General features: G+C 40.4%; 24 protein-coding genes. 18 read left to right on the forward strand and 6 right to left on the reverse strand.

Features of this window, described 5'->3' with window-relative positions; translation table 11 throughout:
- Window positions 1–17 precede the first annotated feature (17 nt).
- Window positions 18–422 carry a CBS domain-containing protein gene (locus tag KP78_RS02590; protein WP_041085990.1) on the reverse strand — a complete coding sequence of 135 codons (405 nt, stop codon included), beginning with the start codon at window positions 420–422 and terminating at the stop codon, window positions 18–20.
- Window positions 423–626: 204 nt separating this feature from the next.
- On the opposite strand from KP78_RS02590, the gene KP78_RS20485 reads away from it, so the two are divergent.
- Both KP78_RS20485 and KP78_RS02595 read left to right on the forward strand, forming a co-directional pair.
- A complete protein-coding gene (locus KP78_RS20485) occupies window positions 627–800 on the forward strand; it encodes an Lmo0850 family protein (RefSeq protein WP_157841430.1) in 174 nt (57 codons plus the stop codon).
- Window positions 801–993: 193 nt separating this feature from the next.
- A complete protein-coding gene (locus KP78_RS02595) occupies window positions 994–1,914 on the forward strand; it encodes a diacylglycerol/lipid kinase family protein (RefSeq protein ID WP_041085991.1) in 921 nt (306 codons plus the stop codon).
- Window positions 1,915–1,940: 26 nt separating this feature from the next.
- Here KP78_RS02595 and KP78_RS02600 read toward each other — a convergent pair whose 3' ends face one another.
- Window positions 1,941–3,113 (reverse strand): FtsW/RodA/SpoVE family cell cycle protein, encoded by a 1,173-nt coding sequence (locus KP78_RS02600; protein WP_041086136.1) that lies wholly within the window; start codon window positions 3,111–3,113, stop codon window positions 1,941–1,943.
- 272 nt (window positions 3,114–3,385) lie between these two features.
- Between KP78_RS02600 and KP78_RS02605 the strand changes: the two genes are divergently transcribed.
- The 5 genes from KP78_RS02605 (at window position 3,386) to KP78_RS02625 (ending at window position 6,018) form a co-directional block, all read left to right on the forward strand.
- Window positions 3,386–4,162 carry a hypothetical protein gene (locus KP78_RS02605; protein ID WP_041085993.1) on the forward strand — a complete coding sequence of 259 codons (777 nt, stop codon included), beginning with the start codon at window positions 3,386–3,388 and terminating at the stop codon, window positions 4,160–4,162.
- Window positions 4,163–4,466: 304 nt separating this feature from the next.
- Complete coding sequence (locus KP78_RS02610; RefSeq protein WP_041085995.1) at window positions 4,467–4,667, forward strand: hypothetical protein; 201 nt, start codon at window positions 4,467–4,469, stop codon at window positions 4,665–4,667.
- A gap of 107 nt (window positions 4,668–4,774) precedes the next feature.
- Window positions 4,775–5,338 (forward strand): TetR/AcrR family transcriptional regulator, encoded by a 564-nt coding sequence (locus KP78_RS02615; protein WP_041085996.1) that lies wholly within the window; start codon window positions 4,775–4,777, stop codon window positions 5,336–5,338.
- 18 nt (window positions 5,339–5,356) lie between these two features.
- Window positions 5,357–5,698, forward strand: coding sequence for a DMT family transporter (locus KP78_RS02620; protein WP_041085998.1), 342 nt, complete (start codon window positions 5,357–5,359; stop codon window positions 5,696–5,698).
- 2 nt (window positions 5,699–5,700) lie between these two features.
- Window positions 5,701–6,018, forward strand: a complete 318-nt coding sequence (locus tag KP78_RS02625; RefSeq protein ID WP_041086000.1) for a DMT family transporter — start codon at window positions 5,701–5,703, stop codon at window positions 6,016–6,018.
- A gap of 609 nt (window positions 6,019–6,627) precedes the next feature.
- Here the strand turns inward: KP78_RS02625 and KP78_RS02630 are convergent.
- A complete protein-coding gene (locus KP78_RS02630) occupies window positions 6,628–7,818 on the reverse strand; it encodes a dicarboxylate/amino acid:cation symporter (RefSeq protein ID WP_041086002.1) in 1,191 nt (396 codons plus the stop codon).
- 289 nt (window positions 7,819–8,107) lie between these two features.
- Between KP78_RS02630 and KP78_RS02635 the strand changes: the two genes are divergently transcribed.
- The 4 genes from KP78_RS02635 (at window position 8,108) to cshA (ending at window position 13,250) form a co-directional block, all read left to right on the forward strand.
- Entirely contained in the window at window positions 8,108–9,190 is a 1,083-nt protein-coding gene (locus KP78_RS02635; protein WP_041086004.1) for a D-alanine--D-alanine ligase, read from the forward strand.
- Window positions 9,191–9,202: 12 nt separating this feature from the next.
- Window positions 9,203–10,582 carry a UDP-N-acetylmuramoyl-tripeptide--D-alanyl-D-alanine ligase gene (locus tag KP78_RS02640; RefSeq protein ID WP_041086006.1) on the forward strand — a complete coding sequence of 460 codons (1,380 nt, stop codon included), beginning with the start codon at window positions 9,203–9,205 and terminating at the stop codon, window positions 10,580–10,582.
- A gap of 187 nt (window positions 10,583–10,769) precedes the next feature.
- The gene (locus KP78_RS02645; RefSeq protein WP_327063151.1) at window positions 10,770–11,492 is read left to right on the forward strand and encodes an alpha/beta hydrolase; all 723 of its coding nucleotides are present in this window, start codon (window positions 10,770–10,772) and stop codon (window positions 11,490–11,492) included.
- 294 nt (window positions 11,493–11,786) lie between these two features.
- A complete protein-coding gene (gene cshA, locus KP78_RS02650; protein ID WP_041086008.1) occupies window positions 11,787–13,250 on the forward strand; it encodes a degradosome RNA helicase CshA in 1,464 nt (487 codons plus the stop codon).
- Window positions 13,251–13,312: 62 nt separating this feature from the next.
- Here the strand turns inward: cshA and KP78_RS02655 are convergent, their stop codons facing one another.
- Window positions 13,313–13,867, reverse strand: coding sequence for a hypothetical protein (locus KP78_RS02655; RefSeq protein ID WP_041086010.1), 555 nt, complete (start codon window positions 13,865–13,867; stop codon window positions 13,313–13,315).
- A gap of 324 nt (window positions 13,868–14,191) precedes the next feature.
- Here KP78_RS02655 and KP78_RS02660 point away from each other — a divergent pair, with 324 nt between their 5' ends.
- Complete coding sequence (locus KP78_RS02660; RefSeq protein ID WP_041086011.1) at window positions 14,192–14,674, forward strand: PH domain-containing protein; 483 nt, start codon at window positions 14,192–14,194, stop codon at window positions 14,672–14,674.
- Window positions 14,667–16,220, forward strand: a complete 1,554-nt coding sequence (locus tag KP78_RS02665; protein ID WP_041086013.1) for a PH domain-containing protein — start codon at window positions 14,667–14,669, stop codon at window positions 16,218–16,220. The genes KP78_RS02660 and KP78_RS02665 overlap by 8 nt, the downstream gene beginning before the upstream one ends.
- Window positions 16,221–16,287: 67 nt before the next feature.
- Here the strand turns inward: KP78_RS02665 and KP78_RS02670 are convergent, their stop codons facing one another.
- The gene (locus KP78_RS02670; RefSeq protein ID WP_041086015.1) at window positions 16,288–16,881 is read right to left on the reverse strand and encodes a rhomboid family intramembrane serine protease; all 594 of its coding nucleotides are present in this window, start codon (window positions 16,879–16,881) and stop codon (window positions 16,288–16,290) included.
- A gap of 87 nt (window positions 16,882–16,968) precedes the next feature.
- Here KP78_RS02670 and acpS point away from each other — a divergent pair, with 87 nt between their 5' ends.
- On the forward strand, window positions 16,969–17,328 hold the full coding sequence (gene acpS, locus KP78_RS02675) for a holo-ACP synthase (RefSeq protein ID WP_041086018.1): 360 nt from the start codon (window positions 16,969–16,971) through the stop codon (window positions 17,326–17,328).
- 344 nt (window positions 17,329–17,672) lie between these two features.
- Here the strand turns inward: acpS and KP78_RS02680 are convergent, their stop codons facing one another.
- On the reverse strand, window positions 17,673–18,053 hold the full coding sequence (locus tag KP78_RS02680; protein ID WP_041086020.1) for a hypothetical protein: 381 nt from the start codon (window positions 18,051–18,053) through the stop codon (window positions 17,673–17,675).
- A 63-nt stretch (window positions 18,054–18,116) separates the two neighbouring features.
- On the opposite strand from KP78_RS02680, the gene KP78_RS02685 reads away from it, so the two are divergent.
- The 4 genes from KP78_RS02685 to KP78_RS02700 all read left to right on the forward strand — a co-directional run bounded on the left by KP78_RS02685 (window position 18,117) and on the right by KP78_RS02700 (window position 21,149).
- A complete protein-coding gene (locus tag KP78_RS02685) occupies window positions 18,117–19,133 on the forward strand; it encodes a LolA family protein (protein ID WP_041086022.1) in 1,017 nt (338 codons plus the stop codon).
- Between the two features lie 76 nt (window positions 19,134–19,209).
- The gene (alr, locus tag KP78_RS02690; protein WP_041086140.1) at window positions 19,210–20,361 is read left to right on the forward strand and encodes an alanine racemase; all 1,152 of its coding nucleotides are present in this window, start codon (window positions 19,210–19,212) and stop codon (window positions 20,359–20,361) included.
- Between the two features lie 151 nt (window positions 20,362–20,512).
- Window positions 20,513–20,794: a CopG family ribbon-helix-helix protein gene (locus tag KP78_RS02695; RefSeq protein WP_041086023.1), complete on the forward strand. Its 282-nt coding sequence runs from the start codon at window positions 20,513–20,515 to the stop codon at window positions 20,792–20,794.
- A 4-nt stretch (window positions 20,795–20,798) separates the two neighbouring features.
- Entirely contained in the window at window positions 20,799–21,149 is a 351-nt protein-coding gene (locus tag KP78_RS02700; protein WP_041086026.1) for a type II toxin-antitoxin system PemK/MazF family toxin, read from the forward strand.
- Window positions 21,150–21,286: the final 137 nt, after the last annotated feature.

Here is a 21,286-nt window from a genome sequence, read left to right on the forward strand (position 1 = left end):
TCTTTTTGGTGAAAAGTTTATGGCTGTGAAATATCGCTTAATGCATCCCCTGCTTGATCATTGGACTGTGGCTGCACGGAGAGATCACCTAATGAAATCATACCGACTACCCTGCCATTCTCAATGACGGGTAAACGGCGAACTTGCTCTTTCGCCATTAAGGATACAGCCTCCTCTGCAGAAGTGTCAGCTGTTACAGAAATTACATTATGTGTCATGACCTGATCAACAGTCCCGTTCTTTCTTTCAGCTACTCCGCGGATAACTAAATCACGGTCTGTCACCATTCCAATAACACGTCCTTGCTCTAAAACAGGCAGAACACCGATATCCCGTTCTTTCATTAGGCTTGCGGCATGCTCAATTGAATCGGTTTTTTCACAAAATTCAACAGAATCCGTCATAAAGTCATTTACTTTCATGTTTGCACCCCCGTTTTGAATTTCATACGACTATAGTATTGAAAGAAATGATTAATTTATTCATCTTAATTTAGGGAAAAAAGAATGATTATTTTTGGTGAAAAGGATTAAGAGGGAAGTGTTGGTGGTATGATAATGGTAACAAACAGAGTTCAGATCGCTGTTTTTTAAAAATTAAATGAAACTTTTCCGAACTGCAGACGTATGAAGATTAACAACACTTATTTAAGAGAGGTGTCGATCATGGTAAGAGATAGCGAAAGCTTAAAACAAATGATTGTCAAACTGTCAGAAGTTGGTGTAAAAATAACAAAAACGAAGTCAAGGCTTGAGGTTTTTGAATCAATAAAGCAGGTGCAGCAAATATCCAGCACATAAACGGGTTTTCCCGTTCAGATTTGCGAATTTCGGAAAGAATTTTTGAATATTTTTAACGAACGAGGTACTCATCCATTCAATGAGGACCTTTTTTATTTGAAAAAATATAGATAGGCATCAGTGGTCACAGCACTATTTAGTCTATTGTTGGGGTATATAAAGCTAAGAATACGCTTAAGAGGAGGTCTTCACATTGTATAAATCAGGCATGCTTATCTATAATGGTAATGCTGGACAAAAAGAGGTAAAAAAGACTCTTTCGCAAATTATTGGTCCTATTACTTTAGCAATACCAAGCCTGTTGCTTTTGAAAACGGAAAAACCAGGTGATGCGGAACGTTTTTGCCGGCAGCATGGTGAACAAATGGATATCGTGATTGTAATGGGCGGTGATGGAACAGTCCACGAATGCGTGAATGGACTCGCTGCGCTTGAGACTAGGCCGGTCGTAAGTATTCTTCCAGCGGGGACATGCAATGATTTTGCCAGAGCGCTTGGATTGCCATTAAATAGTAAGCAAGCAGCGGAATTAATTGCCGCTGATAGTATAGAACGAGCAGTAGATATCGTTAAATCCAACGATCGATACTTTGATAACTTCTGGGGGACGGGGCTGATTGCTGAAGCCTCTCAAAATATTGATGAACAGACAAAGGGAACCTTTGGTAAGCTGAGTTATTATGTAAGCGCGATCAAGTCTCTTTCTGATCAAGATCGTTTTACTTTTACATTAAAAATGGAAGATCAAAAGAGTGAAAAAGAAGCCGTCATGATTTTAATATTAAACGGAGGATTTATCGGAACAACTGAATTCCCGGTATCAACCATTGAAATAGATGATGGCCTATTAGATGTTTTGATCGTGCGGGAAGCAGGGTTTGTTTTGCTTAAAGAAATACTGACTGCGAAAACTACGATGACATGGGAGGAAAACCAAACGAGTATAGAACACTTTCAAACTGCTTCACTGACTATTGAATTGAGTTCACCGAGGCTGGTTGATCTGGATGGTGAGCATTATAAAGGAAAGATTCACAAAATAGAATTATTAAGAAAACATCTTCGTGTTCTTGTGCCGAATATCACTGCTGATGAAGCTGAAAAAACCAATTAAAAAGGCTGACAATTGTCAGCCGGATTTTACTCCTCTTGCGAAGAGAACATATAGGTTTTGTGATGAAAACGCATGGAAAAAATTAATCCAAGCGCAAACATAGTTCCCATTAAAGAGCTTCCTCCGTAGCTTACTAAAGGAAGAGGAATCCCGGTAATCGGTAAAAGCTGTATCGTCATTCCGATATTTTGAAAGGCATGAAACGTGATCATGCTAATGACACCTGCACACACGTATGCGTTAAATGGGCTTTTTGTTTCTAAAGAAACCTTGGTCAAATGATAAATAAGCAAAAAGAACAAACTCACAATTACGCTTGCTCCGATAAATCCGTACTCCTCGCCGACGACACTGAAAATAAAGTCTGTATGGTTGTCGGGAATATATACTTGACGCTCTTGATAGCCTTTGCCGAAGATTTCTCCTGAACCGATCGCGCTCATAGAGGTTGTTAGCTGATAAGCGTCTCCGGATGAATAGGAGTAAGGGTCCAACCAAGAATAAATTCGACGCATCTGATAGTCTTCAAAATGACGGCTGATAAATTCAGGAGCAAAAATAACAAGTGACATAAGTGTTGCAGCGATCGCACCAATTCCAACAAAAGCAGGAAGAAGCAATTTCCATGTGATTCCTGAAACGAGTACAATTCCTACTGTAATCGCAATAAAGACGAGCATCGTTCCAAGGTCAGGCTGCATATCAATTAAGATAAAAGGCACCCCTACAACAATGCCTATTTTTAAAAGCATCCAAAGGTCCGTTTTGACAGTCCTGGCGATAAATTTTTCATTATGGCTTGCAATAATACGGGCAAGGGCCAAAATCGTGAAGGTTTTCATAAATTCAGAAGGCTGTAACGTTCCCATAAGCGGTATGGAATACCAGCTGTGTGCTCCATTAATGTTAGGAGCAATAGACTCTGGAGCGACGACTAATCCTACTAACAGGAGAATCCCTAAGCCATAAAGAACCCATGCCATTTTACGAAACTGGTCCATATCAAAAAACATCGTGATTGTAATAATGATAAATCCAATAACGTAGTTCAAACCTTGTCGAAGTGCGAAATTACTTTCACCATATTGCCCGGTCGTTTGGGCAGAGGAAATAGCAAGTATACTTGCCAACATAAACAATATAAGCAAAGTTGCTAAAGACCAGTCAATTCGATCTGAAAATTGTTTCTGTGTATTCAATCTTTTCACCTGAATTCCTTCATACTTTTATCAATATAGTGTATTATATTTTAGCCTTCTATTAGACTACCAAAGATCATATTAATGTACAATTGACTTCAAGTCTCATCTTATTAAATAATCTAATTCGTAGGAATCATTTTTCCTGTATTACGGAGGCTGTTTTTTCATAATAATAGACGAATGAAAAAGAAAAAAGTTTCTTTTTCGTCTTTTTAACAAGCTTTGATACAATGTAAAGAACGGTATGGTGAAAGATGGGAGATGATCAGTTGAAAGCTCAAGCTGGTTCACATGAATGGCTTTATATTCATATTAATTCTACGCAGGATTATGTGATGTCCTATGGCATAGAATTTAAAGAATTTTATTTTGCATTATCAGAACGTGTCGATCATCTTTTGTTATTAAAGCATCAATATGAGGATTCTTCCTTTAATATGCATACATATCTAGAATATGTGGAGCGCGACGAAATTAAAAACCTCGTTAAAGACGATGTGTCGTCTTATGGAGATTTTTGCTGGATTGATTTTGAGGACGAGGCAGGACTAAATGAAATGACGGGTCAAGAAATCGCAGAAATTCTTTATCTCAGCCATATGAAGCACCATTTGCGCATGCCTTTTTACCGCAAACTTAATAATCGTTTCGTGTATCTTTCCACTGAAGATGGCCGAATGAATCGAACGTATTATCGGGAGTGGGAGGATTTTTTTCATATGATGGGCGTTTCTCTTCCGTTGAAATGGTCTGCTCATCGAAGCGGCAAAGGATTAATTATATGGAAAAAAGAAAAAGCACTTCCTCCGATTCCAAAAAAAGTAATAATGTCCATTTCTCAGTTAATGAAAGAAGGCGTCATTATTTCATTACAGCATGCCTCCAATGCCAAAGGGAAGGTAGAAATTCCTGTTTGGGTAGTAGGAGACTATGGGAATATGGATGATTTGCAAGAAGATTTCAAAGCTAAGGTGAAAAAAGAGCCCGCTGCATGGTTTATTTTTGATCGGAAATTAAAAGAGTGGAACGCAACACTCTTGCGTTAATTTATGAGCACCTTGTCTTCATTGAAGCTGGTGCTTTTCTCATGCATATATTCAAAATGTAAACACAGACGAACCTCTTGCAATCATTAATAAACCAATTTATACGAAGTGTGGTTTACAAAAAGAGTGAAAAAACGAAAAATGTTTTGTTTATATGGATTCCCTTCTCCACTTTTATAATTGCCGGATGCGCCAACGAAAATTCCAGCACGGTGACAGGCAATTTCAATCTAAGAACAGTCGTAGGATGAAATAATGTAGACTACTGACGGAGAAAAGGTCCGTATTTATATGTGGGGTGGAGATGAGGGGATTAATCAATATATGGATTAAGCCTCGTTTACAGGAAGAGTATGGTGAGGAGCTAGAACGAATTCCCCTTGATGAAAATGAAATTATCCAAAATGTTACATATCCTGGCGTGCTGGGAGAGCATGCGAAAGTACACCCATTGAAGCTTAAGCCCGATTGGTGTAAGTCATTACCATCCAGCATATGGAGATAGCAGCTGAATTTATATTGGACTTGCTTTTATTGAAATGCCGGTGCTATGATGTATTGGATTTAAACCGAACGTTCGGTAGGGAAAAATGCACTAAGAGGAGCTCGCTTATGACGAAGCAAAAATTAAAGGACGCAGCACTCACTTTATTTGCTGCTCAAGGGTATGAAGGAACCTCAATCGCTCAAATTGTAAAAGAGGTTGAGATAAGAAAGTCTTCTTTCTATGCACACTTTGAATCAAAAGCAGCGCTCTTTTTAGCTGTTTATAAGGATGCAGTAGCAAAAGAATTGGAGAGAATTTCTGGGTTTGCAGCAGCAAACTCAAGCGAGAAGCCAATGGATCAGCTAAGAGAAATATTTATGGTATTGACTGATCCGGCAAGCGGAGGAAAAGAAACACATTTTCTGCACAGAATACTTTTTTATCCGCCAGTAGAATTGAAAATGGAAATGCAGTCTTTATTTACTTCAATGGAAGATCGTTCATCTGAATATTTACAGCAGCTGTTAAAGCAGTGTGTTCAGGGAAATGACAGGAAAATTGATGAATATGTAGCAGCTTTTTATGCTTTTGTTGATGGATTATCGATTGAAGCTCATTTGTATGATGAGCCTGAGCATTTAGTCAGAAGACAGGCAGTTTGGCATGTTTATCAGCGAAGTTTAAATTAAAGAAAAGGAAGGATCAGTATGGCTTGGATTTATTTGATTGCAGGGGGATTAACGGAAATTGTTTGGGCACTAGGTCTCAAATTTGCAGAAGGGTTTACGAAACCGATCCCTTCTGTTATTACACTCATCTTTATCGTGATAAGCTTTTTCTTGTTTTCAAAGGCGATGAAAGGAATCCCTGTAGGAACGGCTTATGCGGTATTCACAGGAATTGGGGCAGCAGGAACGGCTATAGTAGGTATGTTTATTTTCGGGGAATTGATCAGTTTAGGAAAGGTGTTTTTCCTTTTATTACTAATAAGCGGTATCGTTGGACTAAAGTTAGTTGACGGAGAAAAGCACCAAGAGGAAGGTGTATAAAAATGGCTTGGCTTTTATTGATTGTAGCAGGCATCTTTGAAATCATATTTGTTATTTTAATGAAGCTTTCGAAAGGCTTTACGAGAGGGAAATTCACAGCTTTAGCGGCAGTGGCTGGATTTACGAGCTTTTACTTGCTGTCTCGTGCTTTAATAGATATTCCTGTAGGGACTGGTTATGGAGTGTGGACTGGGATCGGTGCTGCGGGCAGTGTGGTAGCGGGTATGCTTTTCTTCAAGGAAAGCAAAGATCGAAGAAAACTTCTTTTTTTAGCTATGATTATTTCAGGGGTTGTTGGCTTGAAGCTTGTGGCTGGATAAAATAAAAAACCTTGGTGCCATTGTCATTAAGGTCTTTTTTATGTGATGTTCATGCACAGCGGGATTTTTAGGATGTAAACGGAATATCTTCCAGTATTAGGGTGAAATCCTGCTAAAGCAACAGTCCCTGCGACAGCACATTTAAAATAAAGGCTATGTTAAAGCTCATTGTTGACTTTTACACGATGTTGATTGCAACGGATACGGAGACTCCTGCTTAGAGAAGCGAGACCCCACAGGCGCAAAGTGAGGGCACTGAGAAAGAAAAGTTTTCAAAAATGACGAAAAATCAGTCCCGCTTTAACTCTCCTTTTTCATAAAATTGTGGTGGTTATGCCCCACAATCCATCGTAAAATCAATGTTATTTTGGGAATTGATTTTATGAGTTTGAAAATGAGCGGCTTTTTCAGCAGCCTCCGCAAAGTGACGAGGAGTGTCGGACCGCCCGCGGAAAGCGAACGCCTGAAGCGGAAATCAACAGACAAGTGTAACAGAGCCAAAATAAAAAGGTATTTTAAACGGAACATGAGAAGTGTTCATAATAAAACCCCCAGCCAGTATGTTACCAAACATTGGGCTGGGGGCATATATTAATAGTGATAAGGTATTTAAACCGTTTCTTTTAACGTAGAACTATCAGTGTGATCGCGACCGCTCAGTTTGTCTACAATCGCGCTGATTGCTCCGTCACCCGTCACATTACATGCTGTTCCGAAGCTGTCTTGAGCCAAATACAGAGCAAGCATTAAAGATGACATTGTTGGGGTAAAGCCAAGCATCGTCTCCAGTAAACCTAATGAAGCAACTACAGCTCCTCCTGGAACACCCGGCGCCGCAATCATCGTGATTCCAAGCATTAAAATGAATGGAAACATGATTGAGAATTCAGCTGTGTGTCCTTGAATGAGCATGACAGCCATTGCACAGCTGACGAGCGTAATTGTACTTCCAGCAAGATGAATTGTTGCCAGCAGAGGTACACAAAAATCGGCAATTTTCCCGCGCACACCTGCAGCTTTTGTCCGTTCCAATGTCACGGGGATAGTAGAAGCTGACGATTGTGTACCAAGTGCGGTAAAGTAAGCAGGGACCATTGCTTTTATCATGAACAATGGTGACTGCTTACGTAGGCTGCCTGCAATTGTATATTGGATCATAAGAAAGATTAGATGAAGGGCAATGATCATTACAAATACCATTAAGAAAACCCTTAAAATGGAACTGATTTGTCCACCCTGTGTCATATTTGCAAAAATACCGAAAATATGGATCGGTAATAAAGGGATAATTATTTTTTCAATTAATTTTTGAATAATCATTCGAAACTCATCTAATACATTTAGTAAATAATCATTTTTTAGCGTAGTAATACCAACCCCAAGAACGAAGGCCAAAAGCAATGCTGTCATGACACCCATTATAGGTGTCATTTCGATGGTGAAAAAACCGGGTAATAAAGCATTTTCTGGATCATCAAATGCTTGTGATGCTTGATTTTCTAAGATAAAGGGAAAGAAAAACGTAGAAGCAGCAAAAGCAAACAGGCCAGCTGCGATTGTTGAGCCGTAAGCAATTCCAGTTGTAAGCCCTAATATTTTCCCTGCGCCTCTTCCCATTGCACCGATACCTGGTGCGATAAATGCGATAATAATAAGTGGTATAGCAAAACCGAGGAAATTGCCGAATAAGCTATTAAATGTAGCAAATAATTTGATGGCTGAATCTGGTGCAATACTGCCAATTGCAATCCCAAGCGCAATGGCTAAAATAATTTGGGGAAGCAAACCTATCTTTTTCATATTAAGTCCTCCTGATGTGAACAGCTGTATTTAATAGAAGGATTATATATGCTTAATGACCGTTTGTTAAGGGGAGAAAATATATGCGGAATTATTTAATAATTCAAAAGGTTGTTTAAGAGAGGTAAAATGATTTTTTTATATTGATTTTTCTTTATCAATAAAGTGAAGGAAGGGACAAGAATCCCATTTATCCTACAGCCAAACATGATAAAATAAAGAGGTTGCAAATAAACGATGAATGAAGGAAGAATAAACCTTACTTTTACAATTACGGAGGATTATATAAATGAAGACAAAACTTTGTTTACTTTATGGAGGCAAGTCAGCTGAGCATGAGGTCTCACTGCTTACAGCAAAAGCCGTTATCCAAGCACTCGATTTAACAAAATATGATATTGATCCTGTTTATATCTCTGCTGAGGGTGAATGGAGAAAGGGACCTAAGTTAGAAGGACCAGTAGAACATGTTTCTGCTCTTCAGTTTGATTCAACTCAGGCGATTTCAGCCACTGAAGGACTGCAATCCACTTCCTTAGCTGCTCAACAATCCACTTCTGGGCAATATGATATCATTTTTCCGCTTTTACACGGACCAAATGGTGAAGATGGCACAGTCCAAGGGATGTTGGAGGTTTTAAACCTTCCTTATGTAGGGAATGGTGTTTTGGCATCATCAGCAGGTATGGATAAAATTATTATGAAAAATTTATTTATGCAGGCAGGACTGCCTCAGGTTTCGTATGTATCTTTTATACGGAGCCATTGGGATCAGGATCGTGCTGAAGCTTATAAAAAAGTAGAGGATGAAATTGGTTATCCATGCTTTATAAAACCAGCCAATCTAGGTTCCAGCGTGGGAATTAGTAAATGTACAACACGCGAGGAGCTTGAGGCAGGCTTCATTGAAGCTTTTCAATATGACCGAAAAATCATTGTAGAGCAAGGTGTAAAAGCTCGTGAAATTGAGGTGGGTGTCCTTGGAAATGATCATCCTGAAACATCTGTTCCGGGTGAAATCGTAGCGAAGAAAGATTTCTATGATTACAAAGCTAAGTACGTAGATGGAGATTCTGTCATGATTATTCCTGCAGAGCTTCCAGGAGGAGTTACAGAACAGCTGCAGAAAATGGCAAAGATTGCGTTTCAATCTCTTGATTGCGCAGGCCTTGTGCGCGCGGATTTCTTTTTAACAGCTGATGGAGAAATTTATATAAACGAAGTGAATACAATGCCTGGCTTTACGCCATACAGCATGTTCCCATTACTTTGGGAAAATAGCGGTGTAGATTACCCTGCACTGATCGAACGCCTAATAGAGCTTGGAATCAAGCGCCACGAGGAGAAGCAAAGCATTAAATATACCGTTTAAGGAGATTCTTTTATGAAAAGAACCGTAGCACAACTAGCTGAGGTGCTGGAGCTTCAGCAGCCGGACGATGTTTTCTGCGAAGTGATCGTAGAAGGTGCAAGCATAAATACGCGTACGTTAGTTGAAGGAAACTTATTTATCCCTTTTAAAGGTGAGAAAGTAGATGGACACCAATACGTAAAGCAGGCTTTTGTGAATGGGGCTGCAGCTACCCTTTGGCAAGAAGGGGTACCTAATCCCCCTGAGAATGTGCCGGTGCTGATCGTAAAAGATCCTGAACTTGCCTTGCAAAAGCTGGCACGGATTTATCGCATGGAAAGCGACTTTAAAGTAGTCGCAATTACGGGAAGCAACGGCAAAACGACAACAAAAGATATGATTGCGGGTGTTCTTTCTACACAATACAAGGTACAAAAAACTGAAGGAAACCTCAATAATCAGCTTGGTTTACCACTTACTCTTCTAGGAGTGAAGGAAGATACAGAAGTGGCTGTTCTTGAGATGGGAATGAGTGGATTTCGCGAAATTGCTTTGCTTAGCGAAATTGCACAGCCTGATATTGCTGTGATTACGAATATTGGAGAATCACATTTGCAAGATCTCGGCTCGAGAGAAGGGATTGCCAAAGCAAAATTTGAAATTACAGAAGGTCTCTCGGATGAAGGCATCCTTTTCTACTACGGTGATGAGCCTCTTTTACAGGAGCTTGTGGATAAAGCATCCGGCCTCCAAGCTGCATCCTATGGATACGGAGAACAGAATGGGCTTTACCCGAAAGAATTGAAGGTCACGGAGCAGGGAAGCGAGGTTCTGCTCACCAGTGGACGCGATCAGTATATTCAGGTTCCTGTGCTTGGAAGGCATAACGTATTAAATGCATTGGCAGCGGTGCGAGTTGGCTTGCATTTAGGGCTTTCTTTATCCTCCATTGCAAGAGGGATTAAGAGCATGAAGCTGACTGGCATGCGTATGGAACGTGTAGAAGGTGCAAAGGGCGAAATTATTATTAATGACGCATACAATGCAAGTCCGACTTCTATGCACGCTGCGATTCAATTTGCTGAGGATATGACGGCAGCAGGAAAAAAAATCGTCGTGCTTGGGGATATGCTGGAGCTTGGAGATGAAGAAGCCGCATTTCATAGAAAGATTGGAAATGAGATACGTGCAGATCGCATTGACTATGTGTTAACGTATGGTGATCGTGCTCATTTGATCGCAGAAGAGGCGGCTAAGCATTTTCCTTCTGGCAGGGTAAGATCCTTTAGACAGGATAAGGAAGAGCTGATAAAGATAATAAAACAGCTGACGGCAGAGAATGATTTAGTGTTGGTAAAAGGCTCTCGCGGTATGGCTTTAGAGGTAGTAGTAGAAGCTCTTCAGAAAACCTGATTTCACCACTATTTACTAATTATATAAGCGTTTTCCATGTCTCTCTTGTTAACAACTGATAACGAGAAAAGGCTGGAAAGCGTTTTTTTATGCTAATAGTTAATAGGAGTATTTTTTATTTATTATGGGTATAGCCAAGTAATGGAGTTTAAATCAGAGTATCAGGGTTTCGCTCGATTTATATGAGGTGATCGCTTTGGGTAAAATAGGGTGTTTATTAATTCATGGGTTTACAGGAGGAGCATATGAGGTTAATCCGCTTGCTCGTTATTTACGTGAGACAACGGACTGGATTGTTTCTGTCCCAACCTTACCGGGGCATGGAAGAAATCTGCATTTAGAAGATGCACATGCCAGAGAATGGCTTGCTTTTGCCGAGGAAGAGCTTGAGCGCCTATGGCGTTATTGTGACATCGTGTATGTTGTCGGATTTTCGATGGGTGGATTAATTGCCACTCATTTAGCCATTCATTACCCTGTAAGTAAACTGGTTCTTTTAAGCACTGCTGCACTATATATTAATACCGGACAAATTTTTCGGGATTTGCACGTAATGGTAAAAGATGCTACCCGTCGCAGGCTGCATGAAAATGAATGGTTTGGTCATTATAAATATAAGCTGCTGCACACCCCTATACGCGCAACATGGGAGTTTAGAAAAATCGTACTTACGACCCGGCCCTTGCTGTCCCAAATTAATGTGCCTACTTTTATTGGTCAAGGGCTTATGGACGGCATTGTTCCTCCAAAAGCTGCCCGGTATGTTTATGACCGCATCGGAACGTATCAAAAAAAATTATATTTATCACAAACGTCAAAACACTTGATCTGCTATGCATCGGACTGTAATGATCTTTTCGGAGAAATCGCTTTCTTTCTGAATTGTGAGGACCACCCGGATGATGGATGATTGTTTTTTAAATGAATTAGTGATAATATAAACAAGACATCTGCTACATTTTATGCAAAGAGCTCTTTGTTCATAAGAAGAGTGTATTTTTGTTGGTTGTCTTTATCAACAATTAAGACCAATCCCAAGATTGGCATCTCTGGCGCACTCGGCATATGACCGAGTTTTATTTTTTGGGCAGAGTTCGCCCTTTTATACAACATAAGGACAACGATGAAAAGCTGTCGCAGTCTTCTCGCGATAATAGCTGTGTGTATGAAATAGATGATTCACAATACAAAGGAGAATGAAGAATTGACACTTTTTTCAGAATTACCAATTAGTCCAGCTATCCTAAAATCCATTAAACGTATGGGGTTTGAGGAAGCAACACCAATCCAAGCCGGTACGATTCCATTGTCTGTTGAAGGCAGAGATATTATAGGTCAAGCCCAAACAGGAACTGGTAAAACAGCAGCTTTCGGGATTCCGATGCTTGAAAAAATTGATGCAAAATCACCGAATATCCAAGGATTAATCATTGCACCGACACGTGAGCTTGCGATCCAGGTTTCAGAAGAACTTTACAAAATCGGCAGCGATAAGCGCGTCCGTGTTCTATCTGTTTATGGTGGTCAGGATATTCAACGCCAAATCCGTGCGATGAAAAAGAATCCACATATTATCGTAGGTACACCAGGACGTCTTTTAGACCATATCAATCGCCGCACATTGAAGCTTGATAACGTTCAAACACTTGTATTGGACGAAGCGGATGAAATGTTGAACATGGGCTTCATTGATGACATCGAATCAATCTTGAAAAATGTACCAAGCACTCGTCAAACACTTCTTTTCTCAGCAACAATGCCGGGACCAATCCGCAAAATTGCTGAACGTTTCATGAACAACCCTGAAACAGTAAGTGTAAAAGCGAAAGAAATGACTGTTGAAAATATAGAGCAATTCTTCGTTAAAGCACATGAACGTGAGAAATTCGACGTGCTTTCTCGCTTGTTGAATGTTCAATCTCCTGAGCTTGCGATCGTATTTGGCCGTACAAAGCGCCGCGTTGATGAATTGGCTCGTGCACTTGAAATCCGCGGCTACATGGCTGAAGGAATTCACGGTGACCTGACTCAAGCAAAACGTATGACTGTGCTTAAGAAATTTAAAGAGGGCCGTATTGACGTACTTGTTGCCACAGACGTAGCAGCCCGCGGTCTTGATATCTCTGGTGTAACACACGTATATAATTATGATATCCCACAAGATCCTGAAAGCTATGTACACCGTATCGGCCGAACAGGACGTGCAGGAAGAACAGGTATGGCAATGACATTTGTAACACCTCGTGAAATGAACTATCTTCGTGTTGTAGAACAAACAACGAAGAAGAAAATGACACAAATGAGCCCGCCAAGCTCAGTAGAAGCACTTGAAGGATTACAACGTGCAGCTGTTGATCAAATTAAAGAATCATTAGAAAAGAACAATCTTGAAGAATATAAAGTATTGGCTAGAGAATTAATGAATGAAAATGATGCATTGGATGTAATTGCTGCAGCATTAAAAATATTAACAAAAGAGCCAGACAGCACACCGGTTGATATTACACCGGAAGCACCGCATCAAGGTAAAAAATATAATAAAAGCTCCCGCAGCGACGATAAGAAATACAATCCTCGTGGCAGTGGAAACCGTGGCAAAGGTGGAGCGCAACCTTATAAAGGCCGTCAACGCCAGCCTCGTCGCCCATCGACACGTCAAGAAGGTTAAATATAAAAGAAAAATCCGGCATCTTATATAAGATGCCGGATTTTTTTATGGTCAGACACTATTCAGTTGCGATCCTCTAAAGAATAATAAATTCCGTTTGTTTGAAGAATGTAATCGACCCGGTCAAATTCGCTGCGTAAGTTTGGATCACGATCATAGACAAGTTCTTTGCCATCGTTCATTGTTAAAACAAGTGTTTCGTATGGAATCTCCTCGGTTCCCTTGAGCAAGGCCGCGTTCTCTACATCAGACCATTCATAGACGGTTTGTGACAGCGAAAAAAGCTCATTATGTACAATGCGTTCGTCGCGAATTACAGAATAATTCGTAAGACTGAAAATAGTAATAACAAAGGAGAGAAAAATGATACCAAACGCAATAAAGCGGGTCTTTCGCTGCGGGAAATACATGAGAAAACAAAAAACGACGAGAAAAAATATCCCAATACTAAACAAGATATTCGATAGAACGGGTGTCTTTATATAGATCAGATCACCTGCACTGAACAACACCATGTGAATGAGATTTGGTGCAATAAATGCAAGAAGAAGTCCCAAGATCGCTGTTATTATTCCGATTACAATCCAGTGCATTTTTCCTTCCGTTTGTACGTGCATAAGGATGTGTCCCCCTTGAGGTTTTAATGACTTCTACGAAAAAAGAAATAAAAAGATTCGTTAAATGGAAAAATCAGTCTATATTATTCTGTTTGATTATACAAAACATTGACGATAATTGGAATAAAATATGAAATTTGGTATGAAATAAATAAAAAATGGCAAGTGGATAATGAAAATAGACGGATTTTATACAAAATCAAAAGTTCCATTTTCTATTTTCCATATTAAAAAGTTCTGTCATACTATGAAACTATAGAGGTATTTTACCGTATTATATAGGTAGAGGTCGTTAGGAGTAATTAGCGGATTGGAGAGGGAATAATGAATAGAAGAGAGCCGAGAAAGCGTATTTCCGAGCGTGCTCTAACCGTTTGGAAGCTATATGGCTGGATTAATGCAGCCATTTTAAGTGTCATTGCAATTGCACTTATTGTTTTAAGTATTGTATTTGATTGGCCGGTATGGGTCATTATTGCTTCAGTGATTGTGCCAATTGTAGATGTTATATTATTTGTCTATGTGTTTCCAACATTAAAATGGAAGAAATGGCGTTACGAAGTAAGAGATGAAGAAATTGAACTTCAGCATGGCATTTTCATTGTCAAACGTACACTCGTCCCAATGGTGCGCGTTCAGCATGTGGATACAGAGCAAGGACCTATTTTACGAAAGCATCGATTAGCGACCATCAGTATCTCTACGGCAGCAACGATTCATCAAATACCTGCACTCGATGTAGATGAAGCAGATGATTTGCGTGATTCTATTTCGGCTCTGGCAAGGGTGGCGGAAGACGATGTCTGAACAAAAAAGACTTCATCCGATATCAACCATTATCAATTTTATTAAACATCTAAAGGATGCGGTCATTCCTCTCGTTATTTTACTTTTTTTAAACAGAGGAGAACAAGACTCTTTTTGGGCATACTTGCCTTTAATCTCTTTAGGTGTTGTTTTGCTCGTGGTTTTAGGAGCAGGTATATTAAAATGGCTGCGTTTTACGTACAGACTCGAACAGGAAGAGCTTCGAATTGAGTATGGCCTCTTTGTAAAGAAAAAAAGATATATTCCTTTTGAGCGGATTCAGAGCTTGAATTATTCAGAAGGTATTTTTCACAGACCCTTTAATCTCGTGAAGATCAAAGTAGAAACGGCAGGGTCATCTTCGTCAATGGAGTCAGAAGCTGAACTTACTGCGATCACAAAAGAGGAAGCGAATGAACTCAACCGTATCATTGCGCAAGCTAAGAAGCGGTTAAAGGAAAAAGGGACAGGCTCAAATCTGGAAATTGACACCGATGACTTTGATGGGGCAGAAGGGTTAGGCGTTATAGAGGAAGAAGCGCCGCAAGAAAAAATTCTCTATCGAATGTCTATTAAAGATTTACTTGTGATGGCGACGACATCTGGAGGAGCGGGTGTGGTCATCTCTGGTGTACTCATTTTCTTGTTACAATTTGGCGATTTGATTCCGATAGAGGCCGTAATTGATGAATTAGTTGAAGTTGTCCAAGCAGGCCTCGTTTTAGCGGTGATTCTTGTGTTTATTGGACTTGTTATCGCTTGGATTATAGCGGTGGCAATGACGCTGTTACGCTACGCTGATTTTACGGTCAAGCTTGTGGAAAAGGATTTAATTATTACGCGCGGTTTATTGGAAAAAAGGCAAACAACCATTCCTTTAAATCGCATTCAAGGGATCCGGTTTAACCAAAATATTGTACGTGAACCACTTAAATATATAACGGTAACCATTGAAAGTGCCGGGGGCTCAGCGCTAGAAAAAGACTCGAATACAATCAGTTTATTACCCATGATTCGTACAGCGGACGTAAATGGAATTCTTGAAGAAATTTTACCTGAATACGAATGGAGTATGGAGTTTAAAGGAGCGCCGAAACGCTCGATTTTTCGCTATATGTTTTGGAATCTTTTGTTCATCTCGTTAGTTATCGCACCAGTTTCATACTTCTTCTATCCGTTTGGATTATTGACTTTGCTGCTTTACCCGATGATCGCTATCTTCTCCTGGCTGCAATATAAGACAGCTGGCTATCGAATCAGCGGTGATCAATTAACGATGCGTTACCGGGGGATTGTTAGGCACACGGTATTTATGAAAAAGAAACGAATTCAATCATTGGAGCTAAAGGAAACATGGTTTCAAAAGAAAGGTCGCTTAGCTACACTTTCTGCCACAATAAAATCATATATTGCTGGCAGTACGAGTACAGTGCCACACTTAGAGGTTGAGGATGTCGAGAAAGTTCTTGAGTGGTACCGTCCGGAGGGCCAAAAAATAACTGAGAAGAAAAAACAGCTATCGACCATTTCGACAATAGTAGAATAAAAAAACAGCTTTTGACTGCATAGTCTCTTTATAGAGATCATGCAGCAAAAGCTGTTTTACATTCATGCTACTTATTTGGTTTGCTAAAGATAAATGCCCCTATCCCAAAACCGGCAATTAATCCTCCAATATGGGCCGTAGCGTTCACGTTTGGTTGAAAAAAGGTCATAATAACACTAATGATGAGAAGCGGGAGCATCACCTGGCGCAGTTCAAAAGGAGCGCGTTTTTTAAATAAAAATAAAATCGCTGCATATACGCCAAATAACCCAAAGATTGAACCGCTTGCGCCGACCGACAGATACATAGCTGGCTGAATGACCCAGGTTGCTACGTTTGCAATAATTCCGGTCAATAGATAGACAACAATGAACTGGATGTGACCCAATAACCGCTCTAGTGCCGGTGCAAAGAGAACGAGAGAAAACGTATTGAATAACACATGCCATAGATCTGCATGGGCAAAAATCGGTGTTACCAGTCTCCACCATTCACCGTGGCTAATTAATAAATTAAAGCCCGCAATAAAATTCATTAACTCATTTCCAAATCCAAATGGAAGTGAAGTTAATAAATAAACGACAATATGAATCACAACTAATGCTGAAACGACAGGATATAACTTTAGAAATTGTGATAGACTTTCAGTACGTACAAACAATCACGTCATTCCTCTCTGTATTACATAGTCCCAAATAAATAAGCTTTTATTCATCATACATTATATTAACACGAAGGGGGATATGAAATGATTTTAGGAATCGGGATTGATCTAGTGGAGCTCGATCGTATTCAAACCTTGGCAGATCGTCATCCCAGGTTTGTAAGTCGTATACTAACCGAGAATGAGCTGAAGCAGTATGAGCCACTTCAAGGGCTAAGGAAAACTGAATTTTTAGCAGGACGATTTGCCGCGAAAGAAGCCTATGCAAAAGCGGCAGGAACAGGAATTGGCGCTGCTCTATCCTTTCAAGATATTGAGATTGTAAAGGATGAATTGGGTAAACCATCTATTCAAGTAGATAGACCGGGTATGGTCCATGTATCAATTACTCACAGCAGAGAGTATGCAGCAGCACAAGTCATGATTGAATCCACTTCATCATAAACTAAAGCGTAGGGGCCAAAACTGGTTCTTACGCTTTTCTTTGTTTAATGCTTGTCCTTTTGAAAGGATGTTGGACAGGTTCTTGCCGTCTGTGATGGTCAATCAGCCGCGGTGAGGAAATATCCTCGATTATTATGCGTGTTTATTAACCAATTATATCTCTTTATTTGTGAAAAAAAGCTTGTCGCATGAATGGGACGATACGATTTGGGCTGCTTACTCTTTTTTATGGGCTTACATGCTCTCCCCCTTTACATGAATGATAAATTGTGAGCCTTCGTCGAACATTTATGGGCCAAGATTCAGGTTTATGGACCAGCGATGAACATTTATGTGCCTAAGTACTAGGTTTGTGTGCAAAAGTCTTTAGTTGATTCGGTGACGGTCTGTAAACTTACCAGCAAGTCTTGTAAATGCTCCTCGCCGCCAAAATAGAGTGCTTCTGCTTTTCCAGTTGTCCAGCTCCAGCAGGCAGCCCCCTCGAGGTCATAAGCCACAACGCCCCAGTTGGAAAAAAGCCAACTGTTGCATTGCGTCTTATGCATGTCGGGGCTAAACACCTGCTTCTGCTTTTCCAGTTGTCCAGCTCCAGCAGGCAGCCCCTCGAGGTCATAAGTCACAACGCCCCAGTTGAAAAAAAGCCAACTGCTGCATTGCGTCTTATGCATGTCGGGGCTAAACGCCTGCTTCTGCTTTTCCAGGTCTATTTCGATTGCTTGTCTCATATAGTCGTATGGCACCATCATGAACGGCGCGTTGATTTTGCATTCAACAAAGGGGAGGAAACCATGAAAAAGATAGTCTGGTCGTTATTGATTGGTTGTTTACTTGTATTTCTTTCAGCTTGTGGGGAGACGACAAAGGAAGATGCGACAAGTGATTTAGTTGACAAGGTGGAAAAGGTTCACGCGTATAAAGCGAATGCAAAAATGGTTTTTGAAACAGGTGAGACTCCTCAGGAATATGAGGTGGAGGTATGGTATTCACAACCACACTATTATCGTGTTCACTTAAAGCATGCTGAAGAAAAGCAAAGTCAAATGATTATTCGAAATGATGAGGGTGTTTTTGTATTGACGCCTGCACTGAACAAAAGCTTTCGTTTTCAAAGTGATTGGCCGGCAAACGGGAGTCAGGCTTATTTGATTGAATCATTGGTTAAAGACATAGCTGAGGATGATGCAGCCACCTTTGCTGAAAAGGATGGGAAGTACGTATTTGCAACTAAAACGAGGTACAAGCATCAGCATATGTTCCCGATGCAAGAGGTTATTTTCGATAAAAAAACATTGTCTCCTACATCCGTTAAAGTAAAAGATCAAGAAGGAAATGTGAAAATCAGTCTTACTTTTACAAAAGTAGATACGGAAGCAAAATTTGAAAAAAGTGATTTTAATCTAGAGAAAAATATGATGGGCGCCCAGCTGGAAGTACCCGTATTGGGAGATGGTTCTGAAACCGAAGAAGCGTTTGTCATCTTATACCCAACGGAAGAGCTGGAAGGAACGACCCTTCATGAAGAGCAAGAGGTTGAAATCGAAGGTGGAAAGCGGGTAATCATGACCTTTAGTGGAGAAAAGAATTATACCTTGATTCAGGAAAAGCTTGAAGCAGCCCCTGTTATGCTGACGACAACGGAAGCGGCAGGTGAAATAGTGGATCTTGGATTTGCAGTGGGGTCTATAACTGAGCAATCCGTATCATGGAGCTTCAATGGAGTTGATTACATGCTGGCATCAACGGATCTTACGCCGGAAGAAATGGTTACTGTTGCTCGATCCGTTCAAGGGACTGTGATAAAATAGCCACATCTTAATTCGTGGAGCTTTACATTTATCGAAGCTCCTTGGATGTATAAGCAAGGGTGTGGTGAACGTGGAAATCAGCAATCAATTTTATCGGGATACATGGGTTGATATAGACCTGGATGCAATACAGCACAACGTTCAAAAGGTTAAAGAACAAATTAGAGACGGAGTTTCCTTGATGGCAGTCGTAAAAGCAAATGCTTATGGGCATGGCTACATACAAGTAGCTAACGCAGCACTTGAAGCGGGGGCCGATCATCTGGCAGTTGCATTTTTAGATGAGGCCCTTTTCCTTCGAAAAGCTGGCATTACTGCGCCGATTTTGGTTTTAGGTGCTACGAGACCAGAAGATGTGGGACTAGCATCACGCCACCAAATCCAGCTGACCGTCTACCAAGATCAATGGATTGAACAGGCTGCGTCTTATCTGAATGAAGCAGCTCCTGTGCTGCTTCACCTCAAATGTGATACCGGGATGGGCAGACTTGGGATCAAATCAATTAAAGAATTACAAGACATTGAGCAGATGATTGAGCGTTACCCTTCCTTTGAGATTTACGGAGTCTTTACCCATTTTGCAACTGCAGACGAGCGCAGCCAGCGTTATGCCGATGAACAATTAGTTTTATTCAATAATCTCATTGGGCATTTGAAAAAAAAGCCAAAGATGATTCATGCTTCGAATAGTGCGGCTACGCTTCTTAGGCAGGATGCTTTATTTACACTCGTTCGTTTTGGCATCTCCATGTATGGACTCAGTCCTTCTGACGAGATCGCCCCTTTAATTCCAAAATGGCTTAAACCTGCCTTATCTCTTCACACTCGTCTTGTTCATGTTAAACGTGTGAAGAAAGGCGATAAAATTAGCTATGGTTCAACATATACAGCAATAGTAGATGAGTGGATTGGCACGCTGCCGATTGGTTATGCTGATGGCTGGCTCCGTAAGCTACAAGGCTTTGAAGTTTTAATTAATGGTCAGAGGGCGCCGATTGTTGGAAGAGTGTGCATGGACCAATGTATGATCCGTTTGCCTAAGGATTATCCTCTTGGAATGAAGGTAACCCTTATAGGGGAGCAGGATGGAGAGCGGATCCTTATTGACGATGTAGCTAATTACCTAGAAACCATTCATTATGAGGTTGCTTGCCTGATTGCCGCAAGAGTTCCGCGGGTATATTGGCAAAACAAAAAACCGAAATATGTATTAAATCAGCTGATTTAGTCAATCAATGCAAATAAATGTCAAAGATATCTGTTTGATGCTTTTCACTTGACTAAAATAATGATATTATGAATATGGACTTGAAAGATGAACGAACTATTGAATAAGATTCAATCAAATATGGTGTGCAATGATGGTGGAGGTGTAGTTTGTGTCGGAATCCAGTGCAACAACAGAAATTTTGGTACGATTACCGAAGCAACTTCTAATGGAGCTTGAAGGATTTGCTGAGCAAGAGGATGTAAGTCGCAACGAATGCATTTATCGTGCAACAAAAATGTATTTACGTGAACGGCGGAAGCGACAAACTCAAGATGCGATGCGACGCGGGTATATGGAAATGGCGAAAATTAACCTTTCTATGGCATCAGAAGCAATCCAAGCTGAGTACGAGGCAGAGCATACCGTGGAACGATTGGTAAGCGGAGGATAACCCTTTGAATGTTAAACGTGGTGATGTGTTTTTTGCTGACCTTTCTCCTGTTGTCGGTTCAGAGCAAGGTGGAGTCCGCCCCGTTCTCATCATCCAAAACGACATCGGAAATAGGTTTAGCCCGACTGTTGTGGTTGCAGCCATAACGGCTCAGATTCAGAAGGCAAAGCTGCCTACCCACGTTGAAATCAATTCGAAGCGCAATGGTTTCGAACGAGACTCGGTTATTTTACTCGAACAGATACGCACGCTTGACAAACAACGATTAACAGACAAAATAACTCATCTCGATGATGAAATGATGGATAAGGTAGATGTCGCCCTTCAAATCAGTTTAGGGCTTGTAGACCTCTAAGCAGAAACGCTCTTTTATAGAGCGTTTTTTTCTTATAAATAGACCCGACACCGCTGCTACTTTATAATATAAATAGATAATCAACCAGAAGCTGAAATAATCAGTATGCAGCATGAAAAAAGAAAAAACAGATGATA

The organism is Jeotgalibacillus soli (assembly GCF_000829435.1).
GTDB lineage: Bacteria > Bacillota > Bacilli > Bacillales > Jeotgalibacillaceae > Jeotgalibacillus > Jeotgalibacillus soli.

Excerpts from the sequence above, each read along its gene's own strand:
- KP78_RS02590 (WP_041085990.1), bottom strand. The coding sequence starts at position 422 with ATGAAAGTAAATGACTTTATGACGGATTCTGTTGAATTTTGTGAAAAA.
- KP78_RS20485 (WP_157841430.1), top strand. The coding sequence starts at position 627 with ATGAAGATTAACAACACTTATTTAAGAGAGGTGTCGATCATGGTAAGA.
- KP78_RS02610 (WP_041085995.1), top strand. The coding sequence starts at position 4,467 with ATGAGGGGATTAATCAATATATGGATTAAGCCTCGTTTACAGGAAGAG.
- KP78_RS02615 (WP_041085996.1), top strand. The coding sequence starts at position 4,775 with ATGACGAAGCAAAAATTAAAGGACGCAGCACTCACTTTATTTGCTGCT.
- KP78_RS02620 (WP_041085998.1), top strand. The coding sequence starts at position 5,357 with ATGGCTTGGATTTATTTGATTGCAGGGGGATTAACGGAAATTGTTTGG.
- KP78_RS02625 (WP_041086000.1), top strand. The coding sequence starts at position 5,701 with ATGGCTTGGCTTTTATTGATTGTAGCAGGCATCTTTGAAATCATATTT.
- KP78_RS02630 (WP_041086002.1), bottom strand. The coding sequence starts at position 7,818 with ATGAAAAAGATAGGTTTGCTTCCCCAAATTATTTTAGCCATTGCGCTT.
- KP78_RS02635 (WP_041086004.1), top strand. The coding sequence starts at position 8,108 with ATGAAGACAAAACTTTGTTTACTTTATGGAGGCAAGTCAGCTGAGCAT.
- KP78_RS02640 (WP_041086006.1), top strand. The coding sequence starts at position 9,203 with ATGAAAAGAACCGTAGCACAACTAGCTGAGGTGCTGGAGCTTCAGCAG.
- KP78_RS02655 (WP_041086010.1), bottom strand. The coding sequence starts at position 13,867 with ATGCACGTACAAACGGAAGGAAAAATGCACTGGATTGTAATCGGAATA.
- KP78_RS02660 (WP_041086011.1), top strand. The coding sequence starts at position 14,192 with ATGAATAGAAGAGAGCCGAGAAAGCGTATTTCCGAGCGTGCTCTAACC.
- KP78_RS02665 (WP_041086013.1), top strand. The coding sequence starts at position 14,667 with ATGTCTGAACAAAAAAGACTTCATCCGATATCAACCATTATCAATTTT.
- acpS (WP_041086018.1), top strand. The coding sequence starts at position 16,969 with ATGATTTTAGGAATCGGGATTGATCTAGTGGAGCTCGATCGTATTCAA.
- KP78_RS02680 (WP_041086020.1), bottom strand. The coding sequence starts at position 18,053 with ATGAGACAAGCAATCGAAATAGACCTGGAAAAGCAGAAGCAGGCGTTT.
- KP78_RS02685 (WP_041086022.1), top strand. The coding sequence starts at position 18,117 with ATGAAAAAGATAGTCTGGTCGTTATTGATTGGTTGTTTACTTGTATTT.